General features: G+C 38.9%; 28 protein-coding genes. 22 read left to right on the forward strand and 6 right to left on the reverse strand.

The annotated features are described in order from the left end of the window. The first annotated feature begins 26 nt into the window (after positions 1-26). The 6 genes from K401_RS0119145 to K401_RS0119170 all read left to right on the forward strand — a co-directional run bounded on the left by K401_RS0119145 (position 27) and on the right by K401_RS0119170 (position 5,142). Entirely contained in the window at positions 27-1,196 is a 1,170-nt protein-coding gene (locus K401_RS0119145) for a GGDEF domain-containing protein (protein WP_024294465.1), read from the forward strand. A 785-nt stretch (positions 1,197-1,981) separates the two neighbouring features. Continuing rightward, positions 1,982-2,521: a YcxB family protein gene (locus tag K401_RS0119150; protein WP_024294466.1), complete on the forward strand. Its 540-nt coding sequence runs from the start codon at positions 1,982-1,984 to the stop codon at positions 2,519-2,521. 46 nt (positions 2,522-2,567) lie between these two features. Further along, positions 2,568-3,014: a DUF4624 family lipoprotein gene (locus tag K401_RS0119155; RefSeq protein WP_024294467.1), complete on the forward strand. Its 447-nt coding sequence runs from the start codon at positions 2,568-2,570 to the stop codon at positions 3,012-3,014. A gap of 253 nt (positions 3,015-3,267) precedes the next feature. Continuing rightward, a complete protein-coding gene (locus K401_RS33650; protein WP_242842324.1) occupies positions 3,268-3,516 on the forward strand; it encodes a VOC family protein in 249 nt (82 codons plus the stop codon). 266 nt (positions 3,517-3,782) lie between these two features. Continuing rightward, the gene (locus K401_RS0119165) at positions 3,783-4,712 is read left to right on the forward strand and encodes an AraC family transcriptional regulator (protein ID WP_024294468.1); all 930 of its coding nucleotides are present in this window, start codon (positions 3,783-3,785) and stop codon (positions 4,710-4,712) included. A gap of 4 nt (positions 4,713-4,716) precedes the next feature. Further along, a complete protein-coding gene (locus K401_RS0119170) occupies positions 4,717-5,142 on the forward strand; it encodes a DUF3788 domain-containing protein (protein ID WP_024294469.1) in 426 nt (141 codons plus the stop codon). Positions 5,143-5,208: 66 nt separating this feature from the next. Here the strand turns inward: K401_RS0119170 and K401_RS0119175 are convergent, their stop codons facing one another. The 3 genes from K401_RS0119175 to K401_RS0119185 form a co-directional block, all read right to left on the reverse strand. Next, positions 5,209-5,613 (reverse strand): alpha/beta hydrolase, encoded by a 405-nt coding sequence (locus K401_RS0119175; protein ID WP_024294470.1) that lies wholly within the window; start codon positions 5,611-5,613, stop codon positions 5,209-5,211. Further along, a complete protein-coding gene (locus tag K401_RS0119180) occupies positions 5,606-5,857 on the reverse strand; it encodes a hypothetical protein (RefSeq protein WP_024294471.1) in 252 nt (83 codons plus the stop codon). The genes K401_RS0119175 and K401_RS0119180 overlap by 8 nt, the downstream gene beginning before the upstream one ends. Positions 5,858-5,998: 141 nt before the next feature. After that, entirely contained in the window at positions 5,999-6,157 is a 159-nt protein-coding gene (locus K401_RS0119185; RefSeq protein ID WP_156945293.1) for a hypothetical protein, read from the reverse strand. A gap of 195 nt (positions 6,158-6,352) precedes the next feature. Between K401_RS0119185 and K401_RS0119190 the strand changes: the two genes are divergently transcribed. The 5 genes from K401_RS0119190 (at position 6,353) to K401_RS0119215 (ending at position 12,223) form a co-directional block, all read left to right on the forward strand. Beyond that, positions 6,353-7,021, forward strand: coding sequence for a flavodoxin family protein (locus K401_RS0119190; protein ID WP_024294473.1), 669 nt, complete (start codon positions 6,353-6,355; stop codon positions 7,019-7,021). 236 nt (positions 7,022-7,257) lie between these two features. Then, entirely contained in the window at positions 7,258-9,111 is a 1,854-nt protein-coding gene (locus K401_RS0119200; protein ID WP_024294474.1) for an N-6 DNA methylase, read from the forward strand. Positions 9,112-9,171: 60 nt separating this feature from the next. Further along, the gene (locus K401_RS0119205; RefSeq protein WP_024294475.1) at positions 9,172-9,528 is read left to right on the forward strand and encodes a toll/interleukin-1 receptor domain-containing protein; all 357 of its coding nucleotides are present in this window, start codon (positions 9,172-9,174) and stop codon (positions 9,526-9,528) included. Positions 9,529-10,160: 632 nt separating this feature from the next. After that, on the forward strand, positions 10,161-11,576 hold the full coding sequence (locus K401_RS0119210; protein ID WP_024294476.1) for a DEAD/DEAH box helicase: 1,416 nt from the start codon (positions 10,161-10,163) through the stop codon (positions 11,574-11,576). 107 nt (positions 11,577-11,683) lie between these two features. Further along, positions 11,684-12,223, forward strand: coding sequence for a nitroreductase family protein (locus tag K401_RS0119215; RefSeq protein ID WP_024294477.1), 540 nt, complete (start codon positions 11,684-11,686; stop codon positions 12,221-12,223). 181 nt (positions 12,224-12,404) lie between these two features. On the opposite strand, the gene rsmH is transcribed toward K401_RS0119215, so the two are convergent. Beyond that, complete coding sequence (gene rsmH / locus K401_RS0119220; protein ID WP_024294478.1) at positions 12,405-13,454, reverse strand: 16S rRNA (cytosine(1402)-N(4))-methyltransferase RsmH; 1,050 nt, start codon at positions 13,452-13,454, stop codon at positions 12,405-12,407. Between the two features lie 291 nt (positions 13,455-13,745). Here rsmH and K401_RS0119225 point away from each other — a divergent pair, with 291 nt between their 5' ends. Next, a complete protein-coding gene (locus K401_RS0119225; protein WP_024294479.1) occupies positions 13,746-15,197 on the forward strand; it encodes a DEAD/DEAH box helicase in 1,452 nt (483 codons plus the stop codon). 127 nt (positions 15,198-15,324) lie between these two features. Here the strand turns inward: K401_RS0119225 and K401_RS0119230 are convergent, their stop codons facing one another. Together K401_RS0119230 and K401_RS0119235 are read right to left on the reverse strand one after the other, a co-directional pair. Beyond that, positions 15,325-16,167, reverse strand: coding sequence for an alpha/beta fold hydrolase (locus tag K401_RS0119230; RefSeq protein WP_024294480.1), 843 nt, complete (start codon positions 16,165-16,167; stop codon positions 15,325-15,327). A gap of 410 nt (positions 16,168-16,577) precedes the next feature. Continuing rightward, on the reverse strand, positions 16,578-17,237 hold the full coding sequence (locus K401_RS0119235; protein ID WP_024294481.1) for a cyclic nucleotide-binding domain-containing protein: 660 nt from the start codon (positions 17,235-17,237) through the stop codon (positions 16,578-16,580). Between the two features lie 106 nt (positions 17,238-17,343). Between K401_RS0119235 and K401_RS31365 the strand changes: the two genes are divergently transcribed. From K401_RS31365 to K401_RS32965, 10 genes are all read left to right on the forward strand, one after another. Then, positions 17,344-18,462 carry a DMT family transporter gene (locus K401_RS31365; RefSeq protein ID WP_024294482.1) on the forward strand — a complete coding sequence of 373 codons (1,119 nt, stop codon included), beginning with the start codon at positions 17,344-17,346 and terminating at the stop codon, positions 18,460-18,462. A gap of 155 nt (positions 18,463-18,617) precedes the next feature. After that, positions 18,618-19,715, forward strand: coding sequence for an FkbM family methyltransferase (locus tag K401_RS0119250; RefSeq protein ID WP_242842325.1), 1,098 nt, complete (start codon positions 18,618-18,620; stop codon positions 19,713-19,715). Between the two features lie 375 nt (positions 19,716-20,090). After that, positions 20,091-20,441: a DUF2200 domain-containing protein gene (locus K401_RS0119255; protein WP_024294484.1), complete on the forward strand. Its 351-nt coding sequence runs from the start codon at positions 20,091-20,093 to the stop codon at positions 20,439-20,441. Positions 20,442-20,521: 80 nt separating this feature from the next. Beyond that, a complete protein-coding gene (locus tag K401_RS0119260; protein WP_024294485.1) occupies positions 20,522-20,827 on the forward strand; it encodes a DUF6506 family protein in 306 nt (101 codons plus the stop codon). Between the two features lie 598 nt (positions 20,828-21,425). Further along, complete coding sequence (locus K401_RS0119270; RefSeq protein ID WP_024294486.1) at positions 21,426-22,022, forward strand: hypothetical protein; 597 nt, start codon at positions 21,426-21,428, stop codon at positions 22,020-22,022. A 101-nt stretch (positions 22,023-22,123) separates the two neighbouring features. Continuing rightward, on the forward strand, positions 22,124-22,681 hold the full coding sequence (locus K401_RS0119275; protein ID WP_024294487.1) for a GNAT family N-acetyltransferase: 558 nt from the start codon (positions 22,124-22,126) through the stop codon (positions 22,679-22,681). 253 nt (positions 22,682-22,934) lie between these two features. Further along, positions 22,935-23,183: a hypothetical protein gene (locus K401_RS0119280; protein WP_024294488.1), complete on the forward strand. Its 249-nt coding sequence runs from the start codon at positions 22,935-22,937 to the stop codon at positions 23,181-23,183. After that, entirely contained in the window at positions 23,180-25,027 is a 1,848-nt protein-coding gene (locus K401_RS0119285; RefSeq protein WP_024294489.1) for a cache domain-containing sensor histidine kinase, read from the forward strand. The genes K401_RS0119280 and K401_RS0119285 overlap by 4 nt, the downstream gene beginning before the upstream one ends. After that, positions 25,002-26,639 (forward strand): response regulator transcription factor, encoded by a 1,638-nt coding sequence (locus K401_RS0119290; RefSeq protein ID WP_024294490.1) that lies wholly within the window; start codon positions 25,002-25,004, stop codon positions 26,637-26,639. Before K401_RS0119285 ends, K401_RS0119290 begins: the two co-directional genes overlap by 26 nt. Then, entirely contained in the window at positions 26,636-26,788 is a 153-nt protein-coding gene (locus tag K401_RS32965) for a hypothetical protein (RefSeq protein WP_156945294.1), read from the forward strand. Before K401_RS0119290 ends, K401_RS32965 begins: the two co-directional genes overlap by 4 nt. The last annotated feature ends 87 nt before the right edge of the window (positions 26,789-26,875 follow it).

Here is a 26,875-nt window from a genome sequence, read left to right on the forward strand (position 1 = left end):
TCAGTTTGGAACTGTGGGGGATACAGATGATTCTTTTCAATATTAACATGGCAACAATTTTAATTGTTCTTGTATTAGGCCATCTTTTAACAGGTGCGCTCATTATTGCTTATACCCAGCAGCAGAAGAGAAGCAAGGCGGTCAATATGTTTTTGCTTTCAAAATTGCTGCAGCCTGCCGCATGGGTTATGCTTGGTCTGAGAGGCATAATACCCAGTATGATTTTAGTCGCTGTGGGCAACTCGACCTTGTTTACCGGTGCGGCTTTGGAACTGATTGCTCTTATGATGCTGAAAAGCAATTATACTGAAACGGTAAAACGTTCTTATACCGCCTTACTTATTGGCTGCATCATCGTATTTCTTGCTGCGACAGGATACGGATTTCCTGAGAACGTCAGGATTACATTTGCATCCTCCATTACAGCAATATTAATGGTATTCCCCGTGTATAAGCTTTTTACCGATAAGAAAGCTTCCAGGCTGCAAATAGTAATTGCCATCTTATACAGCCTTACCATATTGTTTTTGATATTCCGGGCTGTTGCAGCATTGACCACAGATCTGGATATGAATCTGGCATCAACAAACATTTTTAATACCTGGTTGTTTTTGCTGCTCTACGTTGTGATGCTTGCAGGAAGCACCGGGTTCATCCTCTTAGATAAGGAAAAGCAGGATTTAGAGCTTTTAAGAGCTGCATCTTTTGACGGATTGACAGATATTTTGAACCGAAAGACCTTTATATTGCGTTCAAAAGAGCTTATTTCCCTGTGTTTTAAGAAGCAAGAAAAAATCTCATTTTTATTGATTGATATTGATGACTTTAAAAAGATCAATGACAAGTACGGGCATTTTGTGGGTGATATTGTATTACAGGATTTTGCCAGTACTCTTAAAAAACAATTGAGAAACTGCGATTTATTCGGCAGGTATGGAGGCGAGGAATTTGCAATATTACTTCCCGGGACAGATGAGAAAAATGTGGAAGAAGTTGCAGAACGGCTGAGATTCACGGTAGAGAATTCGTCCGTAGAAGCTGATCCTACGATAAAGTATACAATAAGCATAGGCTTTTTCAGCATTCTCCCTGACGAAGGAACAGATATTGATGTGCTTTATAAGCTTTGTGACCAGGCCCTTTATCTGGCAAAATCCCAGGGAAAAAATTGCTGCAGAAGTGCGGCAGAGGTATGATATGAATGGCTCCGCCAGCTGGCTTACAATATGAAAATATAGCACCCAGAGGGAGTTGAGAATACTGAAGCGATACCAAACAACCAGCAAGTCAAATGTTACTTTTCGCAGCGTTTGGTTTGCTGGTTGTTTATTTTGTTCTTCTGAGTTCACCCATTCAAAGGTGTATTTCTCATCAATCATTTTATCACCTGTCTTGCTATCATTATAAGCCAGGTAACTTCCCCAAACTCTTTCATTTCGTGTGTAATTTAGTTTGCAAAATAGCTATTAATGAAGTGCGGTGAAGAAAGTCCGGCATTAAATGACTTTAGCTGGATACACTATAAAACTATGTGGTGATAAACATGGACAAATACATGAAGAACAGATCAGAGGAAAGGAGATTTCAAAGAACCCGTATTTATACTTATATTTTCAGTGCACAATACCTAAAAGCAAGAAATGAAGCAAAGTAAGTTGATCAGCAGGCCATGAAGTCACGGCCAGAGATATCAGCCTTATTCCTGTAACTTGTTACAAAATGGAACGTTGTTAATAATACGAGCAATAACTCTTGAACCTCTTAAAAAGAAAATAAATTGAGAACAAAAATTTATGAATTAAGTACAATGCCTCACAACGGATTGATTAAATGATTTATAGTGATACTTTAATATTATTATGATTAATGCGTGGTAAATTGGACTTTAGAGCATTATACAGCGTAAGCCACATCTGATTAAGAGTGCCCTGAATGTATATGCTGAAATAATACAGTATTTGTAGAATAAGAGGCGAAAATTATGTTTGAGTTTAATATATTTTTAGATGATAATGATTATTTACTATTTAATCAATATCATTTATTAAATAGTCCTTCTGGTAAAAAATCTTTGATGTCCTTTAGATTAATTATTCCATTCCTTTGTTTTATGGTCCTTGTTATATTTTGTATTGCAGGCTCTGATTTTGAACTGATTTTGATTGAAGCTATTATGATGACGGTTTTTTCTATTTTGTGGATTGGGTATAGCAAAAAGATAATTCTAAAATCCATGAATAACAGAGTGATACAAATGAAAAAGGAAGGTAGGCTCCCTTACAGCAACGAGGCAATCTTAAAGTTCGATAATGAGAAAATACATGAAATCACACCAAATACAGAAAATGTAATAAAGTATTCGTTGATTGAAAAAGTTGCTATAACAGAAAAAGCTATTTATATTTATTTTAGCTCTGTACAGGCATATATTCTTCCGGTAACCGCTTTTTCAGAAGAAATGGAAAAACTAAAATTTCTGGAATTTATTAAGGAAAAAGGTGAGCTAGCCCATTCCATTTAATGAGTTTATACAGAATCAAGGGTACAATTGTGAAAGGTGTTTTACAATGAAAAACAATAAAATTACAACTTGTCTTATATTATTTTTAATCAGTGCTGTGTCTGCTTCATGTAATAGATCAACTGCGAAAACAATTATTGAAATAGAATTAACAGAAAATTATGATACATCTGACCCTTTTATATATGAAAAGTTAATATATGTATCCGATGATATCAATATATTAGATTTAGATATTTCTATTCAGATAAAAGGTAAACGCAGTAGTTTAGAGATTGCGGACAATGAAACTGGACAAGTTTTTTGGAGCAAAGAATGGAACGGAAATGTCGATAAAACTAATTTCGCTATTTCTCTTGATACCCTTGAAAAGGATAAGGAATATGTCATTAGATTTACTGGAATTAAAATAAACTATGCAAAGGTAGTAGTCACCTCTGAAAATAAATTAGTAAAAGAGCGGGAAAAACCTTTAAGGCCCAATAGAGATTAGGTTATTGCGTTTTTTGCCGATAATTCGAAAGCGACAGATAGAAACAGGAATTGATAGTGCCGCCTTTATTGCTTATCATTTATATAATACGCAGAAGTGAAAAGGAACTGTTGAATATGTTTAGATACGTTCATTCTAATATCATTGCTAAGAATGCGGGTAAACTGATAGATTTTTATAAGACAGTGCTTCATTGCAAGAGCATTAACGAGACACGTAATCTAAGCGGGCGTGGCTAGATATACTGACCTGTTTGAGCGGAGCGCATATTATTGGTGAGCATTTGCTTTTGCCTGGTTATGGACAAGAGCATCCTACTCTTGGGATTTTTTCTTACGATGAGCTAAAAGAATGCCTTCCCGCAGAAATTAACCGTCCAGGTATTGCACATTTAGCTTTTGAAGCTGGATATCCGAATAATGTAGAAGCAGTATTTGTTTATGCGAGGGATCCAGAAGGCAATATTCTTGAACTTCAAGGCTGGCGAAAAGTAAAAAACTGAATTATCAAATACAGAGTTTCAATTCTTGTTGATAACAAATTTCGCATTATGAGCACAATTCAAAACCCGGCAAATTGAATAGAAATGCCTAATATCTATATTTTAAAGGGCATACTTCAGTGGTTCGCTTTTGTTTCCCGATTCATAACAAAGCAATATGTCGAAACAATTACGGTATCAGTTCTAGAAAAAAGAGCATTGACAGACAAGCGGGAATAATTTTTGCTTTGATATAATTGTGGCATAAAAAATATGGAGGGTTTATTATGCACGCATGGGAATCAATTCAAAATGTATTGGACTTTATCGAGGACAACTTAGCGCAAAACAATACGCCTGAAGAATTATCAAAAGTCGCTGCACTATCGCCTTTTTATTTTCAGCGCCTTTTTTCCCGACTTGTTAAGCGTCCGGTATACGAATATGTAAAAATGCGCAGACTGGCAAGGGCATGTGAAACGCTTAGCGATAAGGACAGGCGTATACTGGATATTGCCCTTGAGTACGGATTCAATAGCCACGAAAGCTTCACAAAAACCTTTAAAAGCGCTTTCGGGATAACCCCGGAGGAGTACCGCAATCATCCTGTCCGGTTAAATCAGATTGTAAAGCCCGATTTGTTACTTGGTTACACTATGATTGACGAAAATGTACCGCTTATTACTGACAGTATCGTTTTGGATATATCACGTAAAGTGCTAAATGTTCCAGAGCTTTACATTGGTTTTTCCGGACAGGTGCCGTTATCTCAACAAACTCCTCTCAGCGAGACAACGGGCGTTGATGTTCCCGGTCTGCTGTGGGATAAATTCCACGATCAAAAGGCTGATATACAAGGTCTCGTGCCGAACGGTATAGAACTGGCGGTATCGTTAAGCGGTAAGATTGAAAAATACTTCACCTATTTTGTCGGAGCGTCCGCAATGCCTGAAGCAAAAGCGTCCGGCGATTTTGAAGTGTGGGAACTGCCTGCCGCAGAATATGTGATCTGTTCATTTGAAGCGGAGAATTTCGCGGAACTGACATCATCCGCGCTCTATAAAAGCATGAATTACTTATTTGACATTTGGCTCCCAAAGCACGGTTTAACGGCGCAGCCTTTTTCAGTGGAAAAGTATTATGCGACAAACCCGGAAGTCCGCAAAATGGAGATATGGGTAATACCTGTTCCCATAGCCGAATCAGAAATCAGGTGATGACATGCAATGGAACGAATTATATGATAACTCCCACCCACCAACAGATGAAAATATCCAAGAATTTATAAACAACGATTTATGGTATAACATAACCACTTACCTTGAAGATACGTATAGGACACCACCTAAAAAAGCTTATAGCGGTTGTTCCATGCAAAGCGGTTGGAATATCAAATATCAAAAAGGCGGGAAGCCGCTATGCATACTTTATCCAATGAAAGGTTATTTTATTGCGTTGGTGGTGATAGGAATGCGTGAAATGAATGAAGCAGAACTGTTAATGCCATTATGCACTGAATACACCCAAATCTTATTTAAACAAACTATTTCCGGGTATAGCGGAAAATGGTTGATGCTTGATGTGAAAAGTATAGATATACTTAATGACGTAAAAAGAATGATAGCATTACGGGCAAATAATAAGTAAGAGAAATATAGCTTTTGCCCGTATTTTCCCGGATACGGCTTTTGCTGGACCAATATAGACGATAGACTAATGAATCATGGATTCGCATAGATCCGGTAATTCTTCCGATACATAGGTCTGGTAGTCCAGTCCGTATTTCATGTTGCTGTATAAGCTCCGGTTTATATCCGGCATGATAATGGCGTCATTATGGGCCTGTGCATATTGCTCCAGGCTGGTATAGCGGGTCCAGACAGAATAGTTATGTGAACGCCCATGAAGCAGATACAGCGTCTTAACCGGACAGTCTGTCCGGTAGAAATCCTGCGGTAGGACCACACAGACGGAAGTGACCATGCGAATTGATTCGGCTTTCAGTTCACAATGGAGAAATGCCATATTATTTACCTGCTTTATACTGCTCTGAATATTCTTTGATAATCTGCTCACCGCCTGCAGCTTTCCAGTCCTCAATGGCGGCCTTTCAACCATCTAAATCCAGCTCTCCAATTACATATTTGATTTTGGCATCATTGATCTGATTTTCCAGATCGCCGCCGGTATATCCCTGGTAGCCGGTAATATGATAGGGTGCGTCAGGCTCTGCTTTTAACAGCTGGAAGATATCGGTCGTAGCATTTGGGTAAACGGCAGTCAGGTCGGTAACGCGGGTTGCAGCATCCTCTAAGTTCCCCAGAAACAACATGCCGGCGGCACCTGATGTAACGTTCTGCATTTCATCCTTGCAGATGGGGAAATCCTGATTGAATAAACCTTCGGAATAAGCCTGCCTAAACCATGTAAGGGATTTCGTGTAGGTATCATAATAGAATTCAGGTGCAACATTTCCTGCTTCATTAATCCCCCATGTATTCGGTCAGCCCATATAGATGCTTAACTGGGTGGAAAAGCGGGGAAGGGCACTGTATTTTAAGGAAAAGCCGTAGGTGTCGTTTTTGCCGTTCTGATCAGGATCATTGTAGGTGAATGCATAGAGAACGTCGTGAAGTTCCTCTATAGTGGCCGGCATCTCCATACCTACAGCCTCCAGCCAATCCTGACAGTTTCCTTCCGGCAAAATTCCGCTTGATAACATAAATTCGTAGCAAAGATCACCTCATTCACAACAAGGAAACTCCGCGCGATTTCATAGACAGCTATAATTATATTGGATAATCAGGCGAAAAAGTATTGCCGATTATTAATATTTGAAATAGGAGATGCTTTGGTGATGAAAATTGTTATTATAAATGGAAGTCCAAGAAAGTGCGGTTCAACTGCTTATATTCTACATGTAATTGAAAAGAATCTGCTGCAGAAAGGTGCAAGTGTTATTTTCTTTGACTTAAGCGAGCAGTCGATTACTTTGTGCAAAGGATGTTGCAGCTGTTATAAGACTGGACACTGTATTATAAACGATGATGCTGAAAAAATATCACAGGAACTCTGTAATGCCGATGGAGTAATCATTGGATCTTCGACAATCGCAAGCAATGTTCCTGGTGTGCTAAAGGTATTTATAGATAGAGGGCATTTTGTCATAGAACAGCTTCTGCACAGGAAATACGCATTAAGCGTAACAACTTATGAGAATTATGGCGGAAAAGAAGCCTCAGGGGTATTAAACAAACTTTTAAGGCTTTCTGGCGCAGTAATGTGCGGTTCAATTGTGGAAAAAATCCCTTTTAATAGTGATTGCTCTTCAAATTCAAAACTCAATTCCAAGGTGAAACGATGTGTCCAAAGGCTATATAACGATATTGAACAACAGAAGGACTATAGATTTCAACGAATAAAACGGAAATTGATTTTTGGAATCGGCCTGAAGCCTTTTGTTCTGCATAAGGGAGACAGCTATGCTGGTGTAAAAAAAAGGTGGTCCCAAATAGGATTACTATAAACTGACAATCTATAGAGCATACCGATCTGTACAAAATCAGGAACTGACAGCAATGGTTTGCAACAGGGCGATAAAATTTGCGCTGCTCAATACTGAAAAGGTGGTGTTTTCTATCCTAACCGGAAACTGGCGGGAAACCATACGGGAAATGGAAATTTTCAATTTTTTACAAAAAACTATTGACTGATGACAAACATGATGGTATAAAGTATGTACATACTTTTGGGAGGTGTAATGTGATTCGTAATCTCAGTGATTTTTATTCACGAATTAATTTATGCTATAAAGAACTTGATCCCTATTTCTCATATGACCAATCATTTGAAATCATTGCTGTAATGCTCACTATAGCATGGATTAAAGATAATAAAAATTATTGTGATAGTACATTCCTGATTGAGAGATGCGATGAAAAAGGATTTGTAGATAATTTAACAAAGGCACTTATAAAATTTGAGAAAGAGCATGGGGAATTTCAAAATGCACTTACAGAACTAATAAATAATGCCATTAACTATCCTGATATTAATATAAATAAAATACTCAGAAATATATATGAACTGATATCTGAAATGCATTTAGATAAGCATATGGTGAAATCCGTATTTCAGCTGATTTTGTCTTCAGAAGCTGAGTTTAATAGAAGCAATGATACTCCCGATTCTGTTATTGAGCTTATATATAGACTCGTTGATATAGACAAAGTAAGGGATATGGCCGTTTACTGCTGTGGATGTTCTAAAATTGCTATTACCTTTTCTGAAAATATAAGGAAGACTTCAAGTAAGCAATTACCTTATTACCATGGAGAAGAGATCGTTCTTTCTTCAACTCTGGTTTCAAAGCTGTTAATGATAATTTTTGAACTTAGGAACTCTAATATTGTGAATAGAGATGTATTATTGCCGGAAGAAAATCTGAAAAATGGTTCGGAATATGATTTAGTTATATCAGATATGCCTCAAAGTTCATATTCAGAAGAAAATTCTTTTAATCATGATTTTCGGCTGAAATATGGAAAACCAGTCAAAAATAGTGCGGAATGGGCCTTTGGGCAAAATGTCATATATAATATGAACTCTAATGGAATTGGAATATTAATCGGGACCAAAGGGGCATTGGTTAGAGGAAGCGAATCAGAGATTAGAAAGAATATAATTAATGATGATTTAATTGAATGCATAATTACTCTGCCAAATAGCTTGTATGAAAAATCCAATCTGGGTTCAGAAATTATTATCTTAAACAAAAATAAGTCGCATGAAAGAAGAGACAAAATACTTTTCATAAATGCCAGCCAAAATTCAATTAAAATCAATAGAATGCAGTATGCCATTCCAATGGAGAGCATTGATGAAATAGCGAAAGCTTATAAAGAAGGCATTGAAAAAAAACATTTCAGTATGTTTGTTGACATTGGTAAGATTAAGGACTTTGGATATAGAATAAATCCGATTGAATATCTTGATTTTGATGCCGTTAAAAAATCGTTTTTAGATACAGTCTTATTGAAAGATATAGCAGAGGTTAAAAGAGGGCTTAACGTCAAAAATGAGGATGTTTGCAAGGACAATTCTGAGGGATATTTATGCCTTAATATAAAAGAAATAGAAAATGGGAGAGTAAATTATGATTCAGCCGTAACATTTCAGCATGTCAAAAGGGAATGGGTGGGAAGATATGATATTAAGCCAAATGACATCCTGGTAACATCAAAAGGCTGGAGTCTGAAATTTGCAATTGTGGAGAATGAATTTAAGCCTTCTTTAATTAGCTCCAATCTTACGATTATACGTGTAGATCAAAAAAGATACAATCCCTATGTTCTTTTTGAATTTTTTCAAAGTGAAATTGGTATGAAGATGATTAATGGGATCCATACGGGCACCACAGTAAAAATACTTAATAACTCCCAACTCCAAAATTTTGAAATCCCCACATTTGGTATTGACGAAATGAACAGACTGGGAGAAAAGATTAAAAACAATAGAATGGAGTATATAAAGAGCATAAATGAAGCAAAAACAAAATTTGAGGAAAATAAAAAATCATATGTAGAAAAAATGTGGTCGCTTTTTCGCCAAAGCTGATTCATTTATCATTTGATTTACAGTATATGAAACAAATGATCATAAAAGTGGGGGAGAATAATGATAAATATATTTGTTTCCTATTGTCAAAAGGATAAAATCTTTGCCGATAATATTAATTTATATTTTAAGGATGAAGATATTTGTATACATCAAGATATTAGAGATATTAGTCAATGGAAAAGCATTCGTGAATACATGCAAAGCATCAGAGATATGGATTATGCTATACTGATTATAACTGATAATTACTTAAAGTCCTTTCATTGCATGTATGAGGTATTGGAAATAATGAAGGAAAAGGACTATCAAGACAGGATTTTTCCAGCAGTTGTAGAAACGAAGATTTATAGTGCTATTGGAAGAATACAATATATTACTTATTGGGAAGAAAAAAACACAAAACATCATTCTTAATATAGATGAATTTTTATGTAAAATAGCCGATATGAATAATCCGGTTATATCAGATATTAACGTTTCAATAGAGAATAAGCTTAGGGAACATTAGTAAATTTCTTATTGAACTTTGTATGCAATTAGTAAAAGAGAATAGTAGTTTCCAGGCCGAAATAGAAGACATAGATACAAGAACAGTAACTTATGAATTCTATAAAAACGGCAGCCATATCAGAATGTTAAAATTGTTCTAAGGAACTTGTTTTGGTGGAAAAGATAATAATCATTATACTCATGGCTTTCTATGTCCATGGTACAGAAAGCCATGTTTACAGAAGGGGCTGTAAAAGAAATATGGACAATCTATATACAGCCTTATCTGGAACTATAGCGGGTATTTGCGGTAATTCATCTTGTAAGAGCCATTTTAGAAGTTAAACTACTTCTTCAGCATTTCATATATATGAAAGTAAATCATACTGAGCATTGAATAAATTCCATTGCAGTAAATGCCGAACCGGTTTTAAACGGCATCATTTTTATGTGCTTAGGGTATACTGAATGTGATGTAATGTGGCTGGAAACAGACTGGCTTGGTCAAGCATCAGATAAGAAATAAATAAAAACAATACAGATCAAAAGGAGAGTTTATGCAATTTAAAGATTTAGATATTATGCCTGAAATTATAATGGCATTAGAAAAAGAAAGTTACGATATTCCTACACCAATACAGGAAGAGGCTATACCTGTTATATTAAGCGGCAGGGATTTACTTGGTTGTGCCCAGACTGGTACCGGAAAAACAGCTGCATTTGCCATACCAACCATTCAGCTGCTCAGCGAAGAAAAAGTGTCTCATCAGGAAAGACAAAATATAAGGGCCCTGATCGTAACACCCACCAGAGAGCTGGCTTTGCAAATTTATGAAAGTTTTAATACTTATGGAAAATTCACCAATTTAAATTGCTGTGTAGTCTTTGGGGGAGTATCTCAAAAGCCGCAGGAAGAAAATTTAAAGCAAAAGGTAGATATACTTGTGGCAACACCAGGAAGACTGCTGGACTTAATTGATCAAAAGATTGTAAATATTGAACATATTAAAATATTTATATTGGATGAAGCTGACCGTATGCTGGATATGGGATTTATTCACGATGTCAGAAGGATTATTGCTAAAACACCTTCGAAAAAGCAAACATTACTTTTCTCGGCTACGATGCCGCCAGATATAGCCAAACTGGCGGGTACGATTTTAAAGACTCCTGCGAAAATAGCAATCACTCCGGTATCATCAACAGTGGATACCATTGAGCAGTATCTGTACTTTGTTGATAAAAGTAATAAGAAGGATCTGCTTCTGCACATTCTGAAAGATAAAAACATAGCTTCAGCACTGGTATTCACTCGAACCAAGCACGGGGCTGACCGGCTTATGAAGCAATTATCAAGGAATAACGTAGTCGCCCAGGCAATCCATGGTGATAAGTCACAAGGAGCACGCCAGAGAGCATTAAGCAATTTTAAAGACAAAACATTGCGGATTTTGCTTGCAACAGATATTGCGGCAAGAGGAATAGACATAGATGAACTGACCCATGTTATTAATTTTGATCTGCCGGATACACCGGAGACGTATGTACATCGTATTGGCCGGACAGGCAGGGCAGGACTGGGCGGAACAGCAATATCCTTCTGTGATTTTGACGAAAAGGGACAGCTTAACGATATTGAAAAGTTGATTGGGAAGAAATTAACAGAAATAAAAGATCATCCCTACCCGTTAATGAACAACGTTCCAACGAAAAAGATTGTGCAGCCAAGAAGGGATACAGCAAAAGCACCGAAATCTCAAGTCAAACCCCCGAAGGATGCAATCATAAGATCAAAAAGATCACCTAAGACTGCTTCACTGAAATCGGGTGCATCGTCAAAGAGAGAGTCATTGTACACAGCTTCCATGGACAGCGCTTCATCATCAAAGAAGAAATATCGGATGACAGCAGATGGAACATTGAAAGAAAAAAGAAGTTATAATAAATTTTCAGTAAAGGACAAAAAGCGGTAAATCTTGACTCAAGACACTCTGATATTTGCTTTTTTTGTTAAGACAGCCATGATGTATTACAGTCCATTGAACATTAAAAATGTGAGTTATTAGCAAAGGAGATTGCCATGCTAAAACAAATCGAAAACAGAAGAAGCGTCCGTAAATATCTGGATAAGAAAGTTGAAAAAGAAAAGCTTGTTAAACTATTGGAAAGTGCCAGATTAGCGCCTTCTGGAAGCAATACGCAGCCCTGGACGTTCCTTATCATTGAATCGGAGGAAACGAAAGAAAAGCTTTCAATTGCCGATCATCATCAAAAATGGATGATGACAGCCCCCATATTTATTGTGTGCGTAGCGGATATTCGCTGCCGTATTTCCATGGAGACCAAAGTCAGACTGGATGAGAGAAGCCCTGAACAAGAGCTTAAGCAAATTATTCGAGACACAGCAATTGCAATGGAACATATATTGCTTGAAGCGGAACATCTGGGTCTGGCGACCTGTTGGACAGCCTGGTTTGAGCAAGATGCTGTCAGGCCTATTCTGAATATTCCGGATGATAAGTATGTGTGCGGAATCATTACGCTGGGATATGGAGATGAGACACCAAAACAGCGACCGAGAAAAGCGATGGATGAAATTGTAAGATATGAGAAATGGTGATGAGACTGTTGAAAATCTAAACCACCTTAAACAGTAGATCGTTCTTTACTTTTATAGATTTTTATTCTGATATAAACAGTGTTATTGATTAATTTATTCTCATATTGTTCCTGTAATTGAAGAAAGGGGTAAGCCCAACCGAAAACAGTAATCATTTTCTGTACTGGCTTACCCTTTTCTATTAAGATTTTATAGCCCAACGTAATTTTGCACACCGGGCACGGCCATTGGAATTGCATTCAGCTGCTGATGGCCGGATCGCTTCTGGAGCTATTTCTCTATAGATCCCTTCTCGATAGAAGCGTTGAAAGGACTTTTTAACGAGACGGTCCTCGCCGGAATGAAACGTAAGGATAGCAACCCGCCCTCCTTCAGCCAGGGCAGCAGGAAGTTTTTCTAAAAATTCATATAACACTTCAAATTCATTATTCACATCAATCCGCAACGCCTGAAAGCATCTTTGACAGGATTTTTTGATTTCATTATTTCTGTCTTTTTCCGGAATGAATTTCAAAGCATCTTTAATAATTTGCTGGAGCTGATTTGTTGTTGTAATGTCTGTTCCTTTTTTTATTGCAGAAATAATGGCAAGGGCGATTTCTTCGGAATGAGGCTCGTCCGCATTTTCCAGGAGCATACCGTATAATTCCTCGTGGGAAATAGTTTTAAGACGATCCGCTGCAGAGATGCCTTTTGATGGATTGAGCCGTAAGTCTAATGGCCCCTCTGTCTTAAAAGAAAATCCTCTTTCAGGATTGTCTATTTGCATGGAAGAGACACCCAAATCTGCTAGTATAAAATTCAATGGTCCCGATTGGGACGTTATTTGATCAATATTGGAAAAGTTTGTTTGCTTGATTGTTAAAATTTCCGGACCATAACCTAAGCGCTCCAAACGCTCCCTTGTTCTCGGTAATTCGATAGAATCCACATCAGTAGCATACAAGTGCCCCTTTGAATTAAGACATTTAAGCATCTCTAACGTATGTCCGCCATAGCCTAAGGTTGCATCCAATCCAGTTTGTCCGGGAGTGATTTGTAAGAACTCTAATATTTCTTTCACGCAAATAGAACGATGCATACCGGCAGGAGTATTTCCTTTTTGAATGACCTTTGCCACAGCATCAGCATATAACTCCGGCTGCAGTTCCTTGTATTTATCTTTAAAGGCTTTTGGGTGAGTACCCTTATACCTGGGGCGGCGCTGATGTTTTTGTTCTTGATTATCCATTCTTGCTTTCACCTCTTTAAATATCTGTTTTTAATGTATGATTCAAAGCGCCTGAGAAACTGACGGCTTTGAATATTCCTATAGATTATATGATATCAAATGCAAGTCATAATAGCAAACCCATAATAAAAGAATCTGTATGAAAAATCAAGCCTGCAGAGAAAGGAAGAGAATGGTTTTTATTGCATTGAACGGCATCCTCATGTAAAATGGGTTAGCATGTAACTTATCAAAAATTGAGCGATCCTTTTTGATATGATCCAGTTTTTGAATTAAAGGAGAGGCTTAGATATGGATATTAGAAGTTTTCGTAATGATATAATCAGTGAGGATATTGTAAAGGCACTTCGTGGCCTGGAGTATGATATACCTACAGAAGTTCAGGCCAGAGTTATTCCGACTGCTTTAGAAAAAAATGATCTGATTGTCAAAGCACAGACGGGAAGCGGAAAGACTGCCGCATACGCAATTCCAATATGTGAATTAATTGAATGGCTTGAAAATAAGCCGCAGGCGCTTATTTTGACGCCAACAAGGGAACTGGCTGTTCAGGTAAAAGAGGATTTTACCAATATAGGCAGATTTAAACGAATAAAAGCAGCGGCAATCTATGGAAGACACCCATTTTCTATGGAGAAAGCAGAGCTGAAACAGAAAACACATGTAGCCATTGGTACACCGGGGCGTGTCATGGATCACATAAAAAAAGGAACATTACCTTTAAGTATGATCAAATGCTTAGTAATTGATGAAGCTGACCGAATGCTGGATATGGGGTTTATTGAACAGGTAGAAGCAATTATGAATGAACTGCCCGGGGAACGGATGACAATGTTGTTTTCCGCTACCATGTCCGATGAAGTAAAACGCATATCATCAAATTATATGAGAAACCCTGTCAATATAGATGTCAGCGAGTCTGGTATCACGACAGCCGATATTGATCATTTTCTTTATATAACCGATGAAGAAGATAAATTTAAACTACTTACTGATGTTACGATTATGGAAAATCCGGATAGCTGCATCATCTTTTGCAGCACAAAGGACCGGGTGGATATGGTATGCAGCCGTTTGCAGGATTTAGGATATCCCTGTAATAAAATCCATGGCGGAATGGAACAGGATGATCGGTTATCTGCAATGAAACGTTTTAAAAGGGGAGAGTACCGCTATTTAGCAGCCACAGATTTGGCAGCAAGAGGGATCGATATAGAGAATATTTCTCTGGTTATAAACTATGACATTCCTCTGGATGAGGAAAACTATGTCCATCGTACAGGGAGGACAGGACGTGCAGGGCAAAAAGGGAAGGCCATATCCTTCGTGGTAACAGCACAAACCAGATATTTGCATGACATAGAAGAACTGATCGGATTTAAAATTCAGGAAAGAACGAAACCTGCCAAGGAGGAAGTAAGCAATCAGAAGCCTTCTTTTGATGAAAAAGTGAATACGGCTCCTCAGATTAAAAAGATGAAAAGTGATCAATTGAATAAAGAAATAATGAAACTACGTTTCAATGGCGGAAAGAAAAAGAAGCTCAGAGCAACAAATTTTGTTGGAGTCATATCCAATCTGGAAGGTGTTGAGGCAGAGGATATTGGAATCATAAGTATTCAAGATACCCTTACCTATATAGAAATACTAAACGGTAAAGGCCCATTGGTACTGGAAGCTATGAAAAATACAACGATTTGCGGTAAGCTATTGAAGGTTACAAAGGCAATGGATAAGATTTAAAAGGTTCTGCAAGTAGATAAAAGATCCCCCTGCCTTTCAGGATCGGAAGGACAGGGGGATAAGATACTCGCTTGTAAATGAATGAATCGTACAAGGAGCGATGCCTTAAAAGCTTATCTAATTAATTTTACTGCAAAAACCGGTTCTTAATCTGTCTTGCCACCGGTAGATAATCCTGTGGATGAAGTTCGTGTCCGGCCCCTTCCATTGTATAGAGGACTGAGTCCGGGATGGTTTTTGCCAGCATTACTCCGTGTATATAGGGAATGACCACATCTTCCGTACCATGAATGACCAGTGCAGGAATTTGAATTTCAGAAATCCGGCCAAGCTCGTTACCGGTTACCTGGGCACAGGAATGATTGATGCGGCTGGCATAGTTGGCAGCTCTTTCAATATCCGTCTTGATCATATCCCTGATGTGCTCCAAATCCTTTGGCCGGCTGCTTTTGTTGGTAACCTGCCATTGGCTGATTGTGTACTCTATGAGTTCCTCATTATTGACCGGAATTTTTTGCCCAAATATGGCAAAGAATTCATTCACTTCATCTGAAGAATAAGGCAGATTCTCAGCACCTTCCGCAAAATACATGGAGGACAGCAGTACAATGCCGCAAACACGATCAGGATGGCGCAGTGCTGTCATTTGTGTCAGCATACCGCCCATAGACATTCCCGTAATAACTGCTTTTTTGATATTGTAGCCATCCAGTACCACGATTGTATCATCAGCCAGCTCCTCGAAAGTATATTCCGGTTTTCCGGGAGGATAAGACGTTGATTTACCTGTATCCCGATTGTCATAGCGGATTACAAAAAATCCCTCTTCAGCCAATCGTTCACAAAAAGGTGTTTCCCACCATATCATAGAGCTTACTGCGCCCATAATTAAAAGAATTGGCGGATCATCCGGATTACCGAAGCTTTCCGTGTAAAGTGAAACTTGGTCAGACGTTACTGTTTTAATCATAAAAACACTCCTTTAAGAAGAAACGTAAAAGTACAGACATATAGCTGCCTGTACTGATAATCGGAAAAGTCTGTTTTATCAATTCATAAAATACAAATCAAATAACACCCCCCCTTTAATAGCAGGGAAGCAATTGTACTGATACGTATTATAAAAGGCATCACGTATGGACAGACCAATCCCGATTATTCTGTTAATTGGTACTTTTTTTATCGGGATAAAATCAACACACGCAATTCCTCCATTCAAATAAGATAGTCAAAGAATAACATGAAAGATGCTAAATATCAACGGATAAATAAATAATTTCCTTCCGACGAAGGGATACAAGACCGTCTGACCGGGCTTCTTTTCCGGGCACACATATTTAAAACCTTTGAATACTGTATTCAGTTTGCCTATGGTGCCATTCAAAAAGAATCAGCAGATCTGCGAATCAATTCATCACGGTCAAGGATCAGATACCCATTGTCTTTTTTGTCCAATATCCTGTCAGTACATAGCTGGTTCAGCAGGCGGAACATATGCCTGTAACTCATACCTATTGAAGAGGACACATCTGTCAGCACGTCATTGAATACGTTATTATGCGAAGACTCTAAAATGTAGGAGCATAAACGTTCCTCTCCGGAATACAGGGCAGTGAACACATAATTTTTTGAACTGTACAATAGTTTAATAGAAAGTTCACTTCCAAGCCTGTTTAAAAAGGCAAGATTGTTTTTTAAATCAACGGCGTATTCTTTATAAGGTAATGCAATGCATTCAAAATCGGTTATAGCGATAACACTGGTTGCCGCAATCGAGGCATTGGTCATTAATTCAATGTCACCTATAATTCCATCGGAAATGTAATAGCACAAAACTAAATCTTTTCCGTTTTTTGCAATGGTACAAACCTTGGCCCTTCCTTTTACAACAATTAAAAAATATGAAATTGGCATTCCTTCATTAAAAATGGTTTCACCGGCTTTAAACCTCAGGCATAAGCCTGCATCCAGAATCATATTTTTTATACCATATCCTTCTAATCTCTTAAGATGCTCATTTTTCAAACGGCTGCTTTGCATTTATGTCCTCCCCCGGGTTATACAGAATTTATCATATTATCAGTATGACATATGTCCTATGGGAATGTCAATTTGTATTATACAATGGCCTTACGGAGGTGATTATATGTATAATATACTATCGTTATTAACGGGATTAGTTATTGCAGTGATGGTTGCGGTCAACGGCAGGCTTACTCTTCTATGGGGGGTTTTTGGTGCGGCAGCAATCATTCATGTCATAGGCGCTGTATTTGCATACATACTTTGCAGGCTGACAAAGAAAAAGATTGCCGTAAAGAAAAATCTGCCGGTCTGGTTGTATCTGGGCGGGGCTATTGGTGTTTTGACCACAGTTTTTAATAATTTTGCCTACGGGAAAATCAGCTTGACCAGTATCGTAGCCCTGGGGCTGTTTGGCCAGACGGTAACTTCACTGTTAATTGACTGTCTGGATCTCTTTGGCATGAAAAAGCATTTATTCAGAAAGTCATCTGCTTTTGGTCTCATTTTTTCGCTGGCCGGTATTTTTGTAATGCTGGACAATTCCGTGGATACAGCACTGTATGCGGTACTCCTTTCTTTCTGTGCAGGAATTACAATCGTCCTTTCACGGACAGTAAATGCGAGACTGTCACGGCACAGTGGGGAGCTGCAGAGTTCATTCATAAACCATGTTATAGGGCTTCCGATTGCAGTTGCAATCGCAGCCATTTTTGGAAAAAGCAATATATCATTAATCCTTCAGGCACCTTTGCCGGATCTGTGGATTTATTTGGGAGGGGTACTTGGTGTGTCCGCCGTATATTTGTGTAATGTAACGGTTCCTAAAGTAACTGCATTCCGGTTGACGCTTTTAACGTTTGTGGGCCAGGTGTTCATGGGAATTGCAATTGATATATTCACAAAGATTGAATACCCAGAAACAACATTGATCGGAGGAGTGCTGGTTGCCGTCGGAATCGTTATAAACATGATATATGAACAGATTTTGTGCAGCAAGGAGAGTAAGAGTAAAAAGTACTGGGAAGAAATGAATGACCTTAAAAGGAATTACCAGAATCATCTCTTGGAACTTGCAAATAAACCGATGCCCTCCCCTCCTGCTGCTGTATTTGAAACACGCCTGAAAGGCGGAATCTGCTGTCCTTATTGCTGGACGGCACAATCCTCCAATCGAAATTTTTGTCATGGTTATAAGTGCAATGCCAGATTTGTCTTTGAGGATGAGCCGGATGAATCATAAAATAGAAACAAAGGAAGCGGGCATAAGACTTTTAAGTTAAGGTCCTGAAGGTTGTTTTAAGGAAGAGTATAAGTTGCATCCACAAGTATGTTTGATAGAAACATATTCCGGCACCACAGGGCAGATTCAGCGGGCATCTTTTTGGGTATTCCATTGTGTCAACAGATCCTGCAATTACACAATTTTTCCAGAACCCACATATGATAAAAGGAACAGAAAATTTTAAGGAGGATGATGGGGAAATGTCCTGTCAATCAGAACCTTTAACAATTAAAAGCCCAGGTAATATAAGCGGCTTATCTTTATCACATAGTCCGAACCAAATCGATATAGAATTTGAACGTCTCATGGATTACATTAAAGAAAAAGACGTTTTTGAAATGACGGAAGCTGTTAAACAGAATTTAAGACACTTCAGTGCGACAGATAACCGGCTATATACCAGTTCCATAAATTTTATTAATCTGCATAAGCTTTGGGGGACTTATTACCCGGAAAAGGGAGATTTTGAACTTGCAGAAAACAGGGCCCATGCACTTGTTGAACACAGGGAAGATTTTGAATGGCTTTATAATATTCTTAAAGACTACCGCTCAAAACGAATACTTGTTAATATACTTTGTTACTGGCTTATGTCGGATACTAAAAGAATTGGGCAGATATATGAAAAAACATTCAGCCAATATTTTGACCTTGATATTGTAAAATGTGATGAAAATGAGGTGTTTGTGGATATCGGGGCATATATAGGAGATACCGTTGTTAATTACTCAAAGGTTTTCGGAAAAAACTGCTATAAAAGGATGTACTGCTATGAAATAGTACCTGCCAATATAGAATATATAGAAAAGAATGTGGAGCTCTTTAAGCTTGACGATGTAATTATTAGAAAAAAGGGCGCAAGCAATAGAAACGGTACGATGTATCTTTCTTCCAACGTTTTATCTTCCATAAGCCAGTTGTCTGATAAGGGAGCCATAGCTGTTCCAATTACAAAAGTAGATGATGATATAGAAGAAAACGTGACCTTTATTAAAATGGATATTGAAGGCGGAGAAGAGGAGGCCCTTTTAGGCTGTCTGGCAAAAATAAGGGAAGGCCATCCAAAGTTCGCTCTAAGCATATACCATAATCACAAAGATATTTGGAAATTGGCCCGCATCATTTATGATGTGGATCCTTCCTACAACTTTTATATACGCTATTATGGATCTACAATATTCCCGACCGAATATGTTCTGTATGCAGTTTAGAATATCTCTTAAGCCAACATAAATCAGTGTGGAAATTAATTTGTGCTGAGGCCGGCGACAGGACTTGCTGGTGGGGTCATCACTATCATATTCTTTCGGAGGAGCGTCACATTTTGTGAAGCTCCTTATTTTTATGTTGTTCAGGAGGATTTTATTGGAAACTGATTTCACAGTCTTATGGGAGATTTTTTGCTCTCGCTTTTGATAAAATGTATTTTTTGACGGGAACTTGGTGCGGAAGATCGCAGGCAAAGCAGATTATTATTTGTTAGAATTGTAGATTAAGAGAATAGGGATACAGCCCTATACTTTTAATTCGAAATCAGATATAATAAAGGCTGGCATTTAACACAGTCCTCAATACGGAGGTTTTATATGGAAAAACATCGCATATTTACAACCAGTGTTTCAAGTGTGTATCCTCATTATGTGGCTAAAGCTGAAAGAAAAGGCCACACAAAAGACGAGGTGGATGAAATCATATGCTGGCTGACCGGATATAGCCAGGATGAATTAGAGGTTCAATTAGAAAAAGACGCGGATTTTGAAACCTTTTTTTCAGAAGCTCCGGCTTTAAATCCATCAAGACTTTTAATTAAAGGCGTTATCTGCGGCATACGGGTGGAGGATATGGAAGATACCCTAATGCGGGAAATTCGTTATTTGGATAAATTAGTAGATGAGTTGTCAAAAGGCAAGAAAATGGATAAAATTTTGCGCCATTAAAATTTGAAAAATATTCTGTTTCAGCATAATGGAAAGCAGGGGTTTTGATTAAAAAATCATCTATATAAGGAGAGGATAACATGAAGAAAAAGTTTGCATTTTTACTGATGGGAAGTCACTATGATCCGGAGGTGCATCAGGCTTGTTTTGAAACAGAAAAGCAGGTCAGTTATGTTTTTACTGTCAGAAATTTTAAAGAGGCTTGTGATAAGCTTGTCTTTTTAGAAAGAGAAGGCGTTGGGGCGGTGGAATTATGCGGAGCGTTTGGAGAAGAAGGCGCACAAAAATTGATTGAACTTACAAACAATAAAATAGCCATAGGTTATGTCACCCACAAGCCGGAACAGGATCATTTGTTTTCTGATTTTTTCTCCAGATTTGGTTGAAGCAGGCGGATGCAGCTTGTATGTGTATGACAAAGCCAACAAGGTTAATTATATCGCCAGGGAAGGAAAAGAAACAGGCTGTTCTGCAGTATCCGGACCTATGCCAATGTCAGTCTGGCCCGTGACGGCGTGCGTCCTGCTTTAAAGCTTAATTCAGAGCTGCAAAGCAGGCATTTGTAAACGTTATGGGATATAATAAGTATAGGGTAAGGACTTCCCATTGAGGAATCAGGCGGTTTTAAAGGCCTGTTTTTTAATAACATAATTTTTGCCGGGGAATCACCAGTTTCATAAGAACTTTTTTATTCTTATGTCATGTGGAATCCATAACACTGATGACATGAATAACGGTCAAACTATAAGAAAAATATAATGGAAATGTGTTGAATTTGAGGGCATGAGGGTGAAAACCTTCATGTCCTTTCTATAGAAACATATGGATTCTTCATCTCACATAAATTAATATATCCCATTATTAGCGTTGTACTTTAGCAGCAATTTGAACGGTCCATAACCTGGGGAAAACTATTTTTCTTTACGAAATCCAAGACTGGTACTATAATGCTCCTATAATAGAAATTTAGCAAGGAGGAAAAAAATGAAAAATGAACTACCTTATTTCACTATTGAAAATTCATTTGGCGGAAATCAAAGCTGGTTCCGGGATCCTATGATGCATTTAGGCGGCTGCGGAGCTGCCGCTGCATGTGATTCCTGTATTAATATGGCACTTCATGACAATAAAGCCCACCTGTATCCCTATGATATCCAACGGCTTGACAAGAAAGATTATATAAAGTTTTCTAAAGTAATGAAACCGTATCTCAGTCCCCGTATGCATGGAATTGATACGCTGGATATATTTATAGATGGGTTCTATGAATATTTAAAAGATGTGGGAGACGAGGATATCCGGCTGACAGGCTGTCCGGGAGAAACTCCGGTAAAGGAAGCGGCCAGAAAAATAATCAGTCAGATTGATAACGGAATCCCCATTCCTTTTTTGCTGCTGCAGCATAAAAATGTTAATTTTAAAGATCTGGTCTGGCACTGGTTCATGCTTGTGGGATATGAAGAATTTGAGAATGAATTTTACGTAAAGATTGCAACTTATGGAGAGTTTCACTGGCTGTCTTTTCATGAATTGTGGGAGACCGGCTTTAGCCGCAAAGGCGGAATGATATTGATTGACTAATAAAAAAGCCGGAGCAGCGTTTTCCGTCGGAAGTTGGATGACCCGCCTAAGCCAGCGGATTGCTGCGGGTAGCTTTGTGAGGAGAATAACAAAAGAAGATCATGATAGAAAAAAGGATTTATGAAACGGAAAGATTAGTTCTCAAAATACTGGGGACATCTTCGGCGCACATGGTTTTAGATTATTATCTGAGGAACAGGGATTTTTTAAGAGAGTGGGAACCTGTCAGAAGTGAGAGGTTTTATACGAAGGCATACCATGAAGTACAGCTTAAAAACGATCTGTTTCAAATACAAAATAAGAACTTATTAAGATTGTGGATTTTTAAAAAGACTGATGAGAACAGGATTATCGGGTCGATTGGTTTCAGTAATATTGTGCGGGGAGCTTTTTTATCCTGTTACCTTGGCTACAAATTGGATCAGGATGAGATCAATCGGGGCTATATGACGGAGGCAATTAAAAAAGGAATTGATATTGTATTCAACCAATACGGATTGCATAGGATAGAAGCCAATGTAATGCCCAAAAATAAACGTTCTTTGAGAGTGACTGAAAAGCTGGGGTTTTACAATGAAGGAATCGCTCACAAATACTTAAAGATCAACGGGATATGGGAAGATCATGTCCATATGGTTTTATTGAATGATAAAGTTTAGAAGAGACATTACCTGATTTCTAAAAGTTCTGGTTTCTTAATGTTAAATCTGCTATTTGTTCCCGGAGATATTTTCCAATCATTTCCACCCATATTAAAATACCCTGATAGACAAACAAAATCATTTTTTTGTGTTCTGCCATCAGGGTATATTTATTTTTTGAAACACAGGTTTAAGGCTGATGGAATCAGCTGTTTTTATATAAATCCCATATAAAACTGATTGATATGATCCCATATGGAGAGAAAATGCCATGGAAAAATTGCTAAAAATCTGCATATTTAAAAAAATGCCCATCTTTGCAGGGAATAAAATATTTGTTATAATAAAAATTGCCATGTTTCCGGATGCCATAACGCCGTATACATGGAGAAGTTTAGTCAATGGGATATTCGCAATGACCAAGGGTCACTGCACACCCCGCTTCATCGGGCATAACCGCATAGATGCTGTCGCAGCATGTCAGAAGGGGCTTGCACCTTTACTTGATGAGGTTAAATGAAAACAGAAAGAGGAACAGGGATGAAAAAGTCTTCTAAATTATCAGTTCGGATGTTTCTTCTCCTTCTGCTGTGCGTGGTCATGCCTCTGGCAGGGGTCTGTATTTACGTACGGGTCAGTATGGAACATTTTATCCAGGAAAAACTGAGTGAAAAAGTCATTCAGAACATCTCAAGGGGAGAACGGAATATCTGCGATAATCTACAGAACATAGCCGCTCTGACCAATGTCTTTGTGTATGACGAGGAGCTGCAAAGGCGCATAACAGATCCCAATACCTCGGAATATGACAATACCAAGTACTTTGACCAGATGGTACATAAACTGAGCATTGCCAGCGGGTTTGATTTTGTTCAGGATATGAAGATTCTCCTGTTTGACGATTACGACAGGATTTACTCCAACTGGAGCATGAATTATCAGGATTACCAGTTTCTACTGGATCAGGATTGGGTGAAAAAGAGCAGGGAGAATAACGGGCATATTGTTTGGGCCATGTTTAATCCGGCCTATATCATTGGTGAACAGAAAGACCAGACCTATATTTCCCTGGCAAAATCTCTTCTTAAGGACTATACCACAGGAAACGTCATAGGAACTCTTATTATCAGCATTGACCAGAAAAAATTCAGCGACCTTTTGATGGAATACGCCTATGCAGGCGATATAGCATATGTCTGTGTGGGAGAAGGAACCGTACTTTTGCAAAATGACACCAGGGGACTTATTCATGAGGAGGATTTAAGGCACCTGTACCGGGAGACGGCGGAGAAAAAAAGCGGGAACTTACGGTACCAGACCGGAGGAGGGAATTTTCTCATCAGCTATTACACCATACCAAAGCCCTGGGTGTTTAACGAACAGCAGATGAAGGTCTTTCACTTTACCAATTATCAGGAAGTGACCAACCAGATGGAATTGATCGGGTTCCGGATGAACGTGACCCTACTGATCGTCATATGCGCGCTGATTTTGATCCTGTATTTATCCATCAGGATGCTGGTAAAGCCCATTGTAAAACTCAGCGGCCAGATGGAAAATTATACGCTGGACATGGATTTAAAGGATATTGATATGGAGCGGTCTGACGAGATCGGCAGGCTGAACCGTTCCTTCCGGCAAATGTCCGTGAACATCAGCGGTTTGTTTGAACAGCTTAAAAATGAGCATGAGGTAAAGGAAAAATACCGGTATGAGTCCCTTCGGGCACAGCTGAATCCCCACTTTCTGTTTAATACCCTGTCAACCATCCGCTGGATGGCGATTATCAGAGGGGCGGATAATATCGTAGACGGCATTGACGCCCTTGCCCATATATTAAAATACAGCATGAGCAGGGAAAACTGTCTGGTAACGGTGGCGGAAGAGGTGGAGAATATCAGAAACTATCTTTATATCCAGAACTGCCGTTATGGAAACCACTGCAGGCTGGAAATCGATCTGGAAGAAGATATCATGAATTTAAAAACAGCTAAATTTATCCTTCAGCCCATTGTGGAAAATGCCATTATCCATGGATATGACAAGGATAGGGAAGAAATCCTGATCCGGATTTACGGGTTTACGGAGGAGGGCAGCCTTAATATCTATGTAGAGGATGACGGAGTGGGCATTTCCCCTAATGTCATCAGGCAGTTTGAGGCCTCCCGAAAGGGCAGGGTAAAGGAGAGCAAGCTGACAGGTATCGGAATCAAAAATGTGGACGAGTATATCCGGATTACATTTGGCAATGAATATGGGCTGACCATAGAAAGCCTTAAAACCCGGGGGACGGTGGTATTGTTCACCCTTCCGGTAATCAGAGAGGAGAAAACAGGGGATGAAGAGGGTAATGATTGTGGATGATGAGGTTTTGGTGCGCCTGGGAATCCAGTCATTGATCAAATGGGAGAACCATGGATACCGGATCGTCTGTGACGCATCGGACGGGGCAGAGGCGCTTCAAAAGATCAGGCAGTACCAGCCGGATATCGTTCTCACGGACTTAAAGATGAGCCCAATGGATGGCTTTGAGCTGATTTCAGAGTGCAGGGAAAAGTATCCTCACATCCAGTTTATTGTCTTAAGCAGCTATAATGATTTTGACAACGTAAGAAGTGCCATGAAAATGGGGGCTTTTGATTATGTTTTTAAATTGACGGTAAAGCCGGAGGAGCTGCTGAAGGTCATGGATGAGGCCGCTTCCCTTGGGAAAGGGACAGAGACGGCCCAGGAAACCACTTCCCTGGCTGAAAGGAATTTAGAAGTCATAAAAAAGGGATTGTTTAAAAGGATCTTAAACTCAGAAACCTTTTTAAATAAATATTTGGAGGAGCTGACAAAGCTGCCTCTTGCCATAAGCTTTGACCGGCCCTTCTGCATTCTCTCCGTTACCATCGATGATTTTAAGGTGGTGAGAAAAAAAGGGGATTTCATGGATTTGGAGCTTCTGATCTTTACCATGGATAATATCCTTGGGGAGCTGTTTGGACGCCATCACCGGGCGGAGGTGTTCCAGTATGGGGAATATGATTTTGCCGTGGCCGTAAACCGGGAAGAAGGTCAGGACCATCAGGCCTTTTTTATGTCAATGGAAAAGGAGTTTGGAATCTTTGCCAGCTGTGCCAGGCAGTATTACGGTCTGGAGGTGAGCGGAGCATTGAGCAGGGAACGTACGGGAATCCAGGGGTTAAAAGATGCCGTTGCCCAGAACCGGGATACCCTGAAAATGCGCTTTTTTTCGGAGCCTGGAAAACTTCATCCATATGAGAAAACCATCAGGGAAAGGGCTGTCCTTCCTCCTGAATTTCACAGCTCTGTTGTAGAGGGGCTGGCAGCGGAACACGATTTTTACGGGATCAGAAAATTCATGGAAGAATATTTTTGTTTTTTAAAAGAAAAGAACCGGTGGGAGCCGGAGGAAATCCGCTATTTACTGAGAAAGACTTATGGAGCTCTGGCCGCTTCCTTTGCCCGCAGCAAAGCTGACATCGACATGTTTTTAGATAAAAACGGAATAAATATGGAGACTTCCATCAATGATTATACGTATCTGGAAAAAATCAGGCAATCAATATTAGAGCTGGTGGAGCAGTATAAAAAGGAGTATGAATCAAACAGCGGCAGGATATTGCGAAAAGAGGTTGCCGAGGCAAAGAGCTTTGTCAGAAGCCATATGAAGGAAGAACTGCAGGTTGCGGACATTGCTGCCATGGTGAACATGAGCGGAAGCTATTTTTCTCACGTATTTAAAAAGGAGGAAGGGATCAGCTTTTTGGAATATGTATACCGGGTGAGAATGGAGCATGCCAGATACTTACTGGAAAGCAGCGATTTAAAGGTAAATGAGATCGCGGATGAGGTTGGGATTGTTAATCCCAATTATTTCAGCACACAGTTTAAAAAGAGTGTGGGGCAGTCTCCTTTGGAATACCGCCAGGCACGATTGAAAAAGACAGAGGAAAATAGCAGGATTTGAAAGAAAAACAGCAGGATTTGAAAGAAAAACAGCAGGATTTTAGAGCATTGACAAAAAAGAGGAATCAAGAGAGCCGTAAATCGAAAAAATTGGAAGAAAGACAGCAGGCAGAGAGATATCACTTGCCTGCTGTTTTTGCTATAGTATAGTCAGTTGTTATAGTTTAAGCATGCCATTCATTATCTGGCGGATAGAATATATCTCCGAAAGGCATATGTGGGAACTAAATCAAAATT

It is taken from the genome of Lacrimispora indolis DSM 755 (assembly GCF_000526995.1).
Classification (GTDB): Bacteria; Bacillota; Clostridia; order Lachnospirales; family Lachnospiraceae; genus Lacrimispora; species Lacrimispora indolis.

Bases quoted from the DNA above. Each gene is read 5' to 3' on its own strand.
- K401_RS0119280 (WP_024294488.1), top strand. From the start codon at position 22,935: ATGGAAAAATTGCTAAAAATCTGCATATTTAAAAAAATGCCCATCTTT.
- K401_RS0119180 (WP_024294471.1), bottom strand. From the start codon at position 5,857: ATGCAGAACGTTACATCAGGTGCCGCCGGCATGTTGTTTCTGGGGAAC.
- K401_RS0119215 (WP_024294477.1), top strand. From the start codon at position 11,684: ATGCTAAAACAAATCGAAAACAGAAGAAGCGTCCGTAAATATCTGGAT.
- K401_RS0119290 (WP_024294490.1), top strand. From the start codon at position 25,002: ATGAAGAGGGTAATGATTGTGGATGATGAGGTTTTGGTGCGCCTGGGA.
- K401_RS0119210 (WP_024294476.1), top strand. From the start codon at position 10,161: ATGCAATTTAAAGATTTAGATATTATGCCTGAAATTATAATGGCATTA.
- K401_RS0119145 (WP_024294465.1), top strand. From the start codon at position 27: ATGATTCTTTTCAATATTAACATGGCAACAATTTTAATTGTTCTTGTA.
- K401_RS0119230 (WP_024294480.1), bottom strand. From the start codon at position 16,167: ATGATTAAAACAGTAACGTCTGACCAAGTTTCACTTTACACGGAAAGC.
- K401_RS0119185 (WP_156945293.1), bottom strand. From the start codon at position 6,157: ATGGAGATGCCGGCCACTATAGAGGAACTTCACGACGTTCTCTATGCA.
- K401_RS0119270 (WP_024294486.1), top strand. From the start codon at position 21,426: ATGAAAAATGAACTACCTTATTTCACTATTGAAAATTCATTTGGCGGA.
- K401_RS0119190 (WP_024294473.1), top strand. From the start codon at position 6,353: ATGAAAATTGTTATTATAAATGGAAGTCCAAGAAAGTGCGGTTCAACT.
- K401_RS0119235 (WP_024294481.1), bottom strand. From the start codon at position 17,237: ATGCAAAGCAGCCGTTTGAAAAATGAGCATCTTAAGAGATTAGAAGGA.
- K401_RS0119155 (WP_024294467.1), top strand. From the start codon at position 2,568: ATGAAAAACAATAAAATTACAACTTGTCTTATATTATTTTTAATCAGT.
- K401_RS0119255 (WP_024294484.1), top strand. From the start codon at position 20,091: ATGGAAAAACATCGCATATTTACAACCAGTGTTTCAAGTGTGTATCCT.
- K401_RS0119150 (WP_024294466.1), top strand. From the start codon at position 1,982: ATGTTTGAGTTTAATATATTTTTAGATGATAATGATTATTTACTATTT.
- K401_RS0119205 (WP_024294475.1), top strand. From the start codon at position 9,172: ATGATAAATATATTTGTTTCCTATTGTCAAAAGGATAAAATCTTTGCC.
- K401_RS0119175 (WP_024294470.1), bottom strand. From the start codon at position 5,613: ATGGTTGAAAGGCCGCCATTGAGGACTGGAAAGCTGCAGGCGGTGAGC.
- K401_RS0119260 (WP_024294485.1), top strand. From the start codon at position 20,522: ATGAAGAAAAAGTTTGCATTTTTACTGATGGGAAGTCACTATGATCCG.
- rsmH (WP_024294478.1), bottom strand. From the start codon at position 13,454: ATGGATAATCAAGAACAAAAACATCAGCGCCGCCCCAGGTATAAGGGT.
- K401_RS0119275 (WP_024294487.1), top strand. From the start codon at position 22,124: ATGATAGAAAAAAGGATTTATGAAACGGAAAGATTAGTTCTCAAAATA.
- K401_RS0119285 (WP_024294489.1), top strand. From the start codon at position 23,180: ATGAAAACAGAAAGAGGAACAGGGATGAAAAAGTCTTCTAAATTATCA.
- K401_RS31365 (WP_024294482.1), top strand. From the start codon at position 17,344: ATGTATAATATACTATCGTTATTAACGGGATTAGTTATTGCAGTGATG.
- K401_RS0119225 (WP_024294479.1), top strand. From the start codon at position 13,746: ATGGATATTAGAAGTTTTCGTAATGATATAATCAGTGAGGATATTGTA.
- K401_RS0119165 (WP_024294468.1), top strand. From the start codon at position 3,783: ATGCACGCATGGGAATCAATTCAAAATGTATTGGACTTTATCGAGGAC.
- K401_RS0119170 (WP_024294469.1), top strand. From the start codon at position 4,717: ATGCAATGGAACGAATTATATGATAACTCCCACCCACCAACAGATGAA.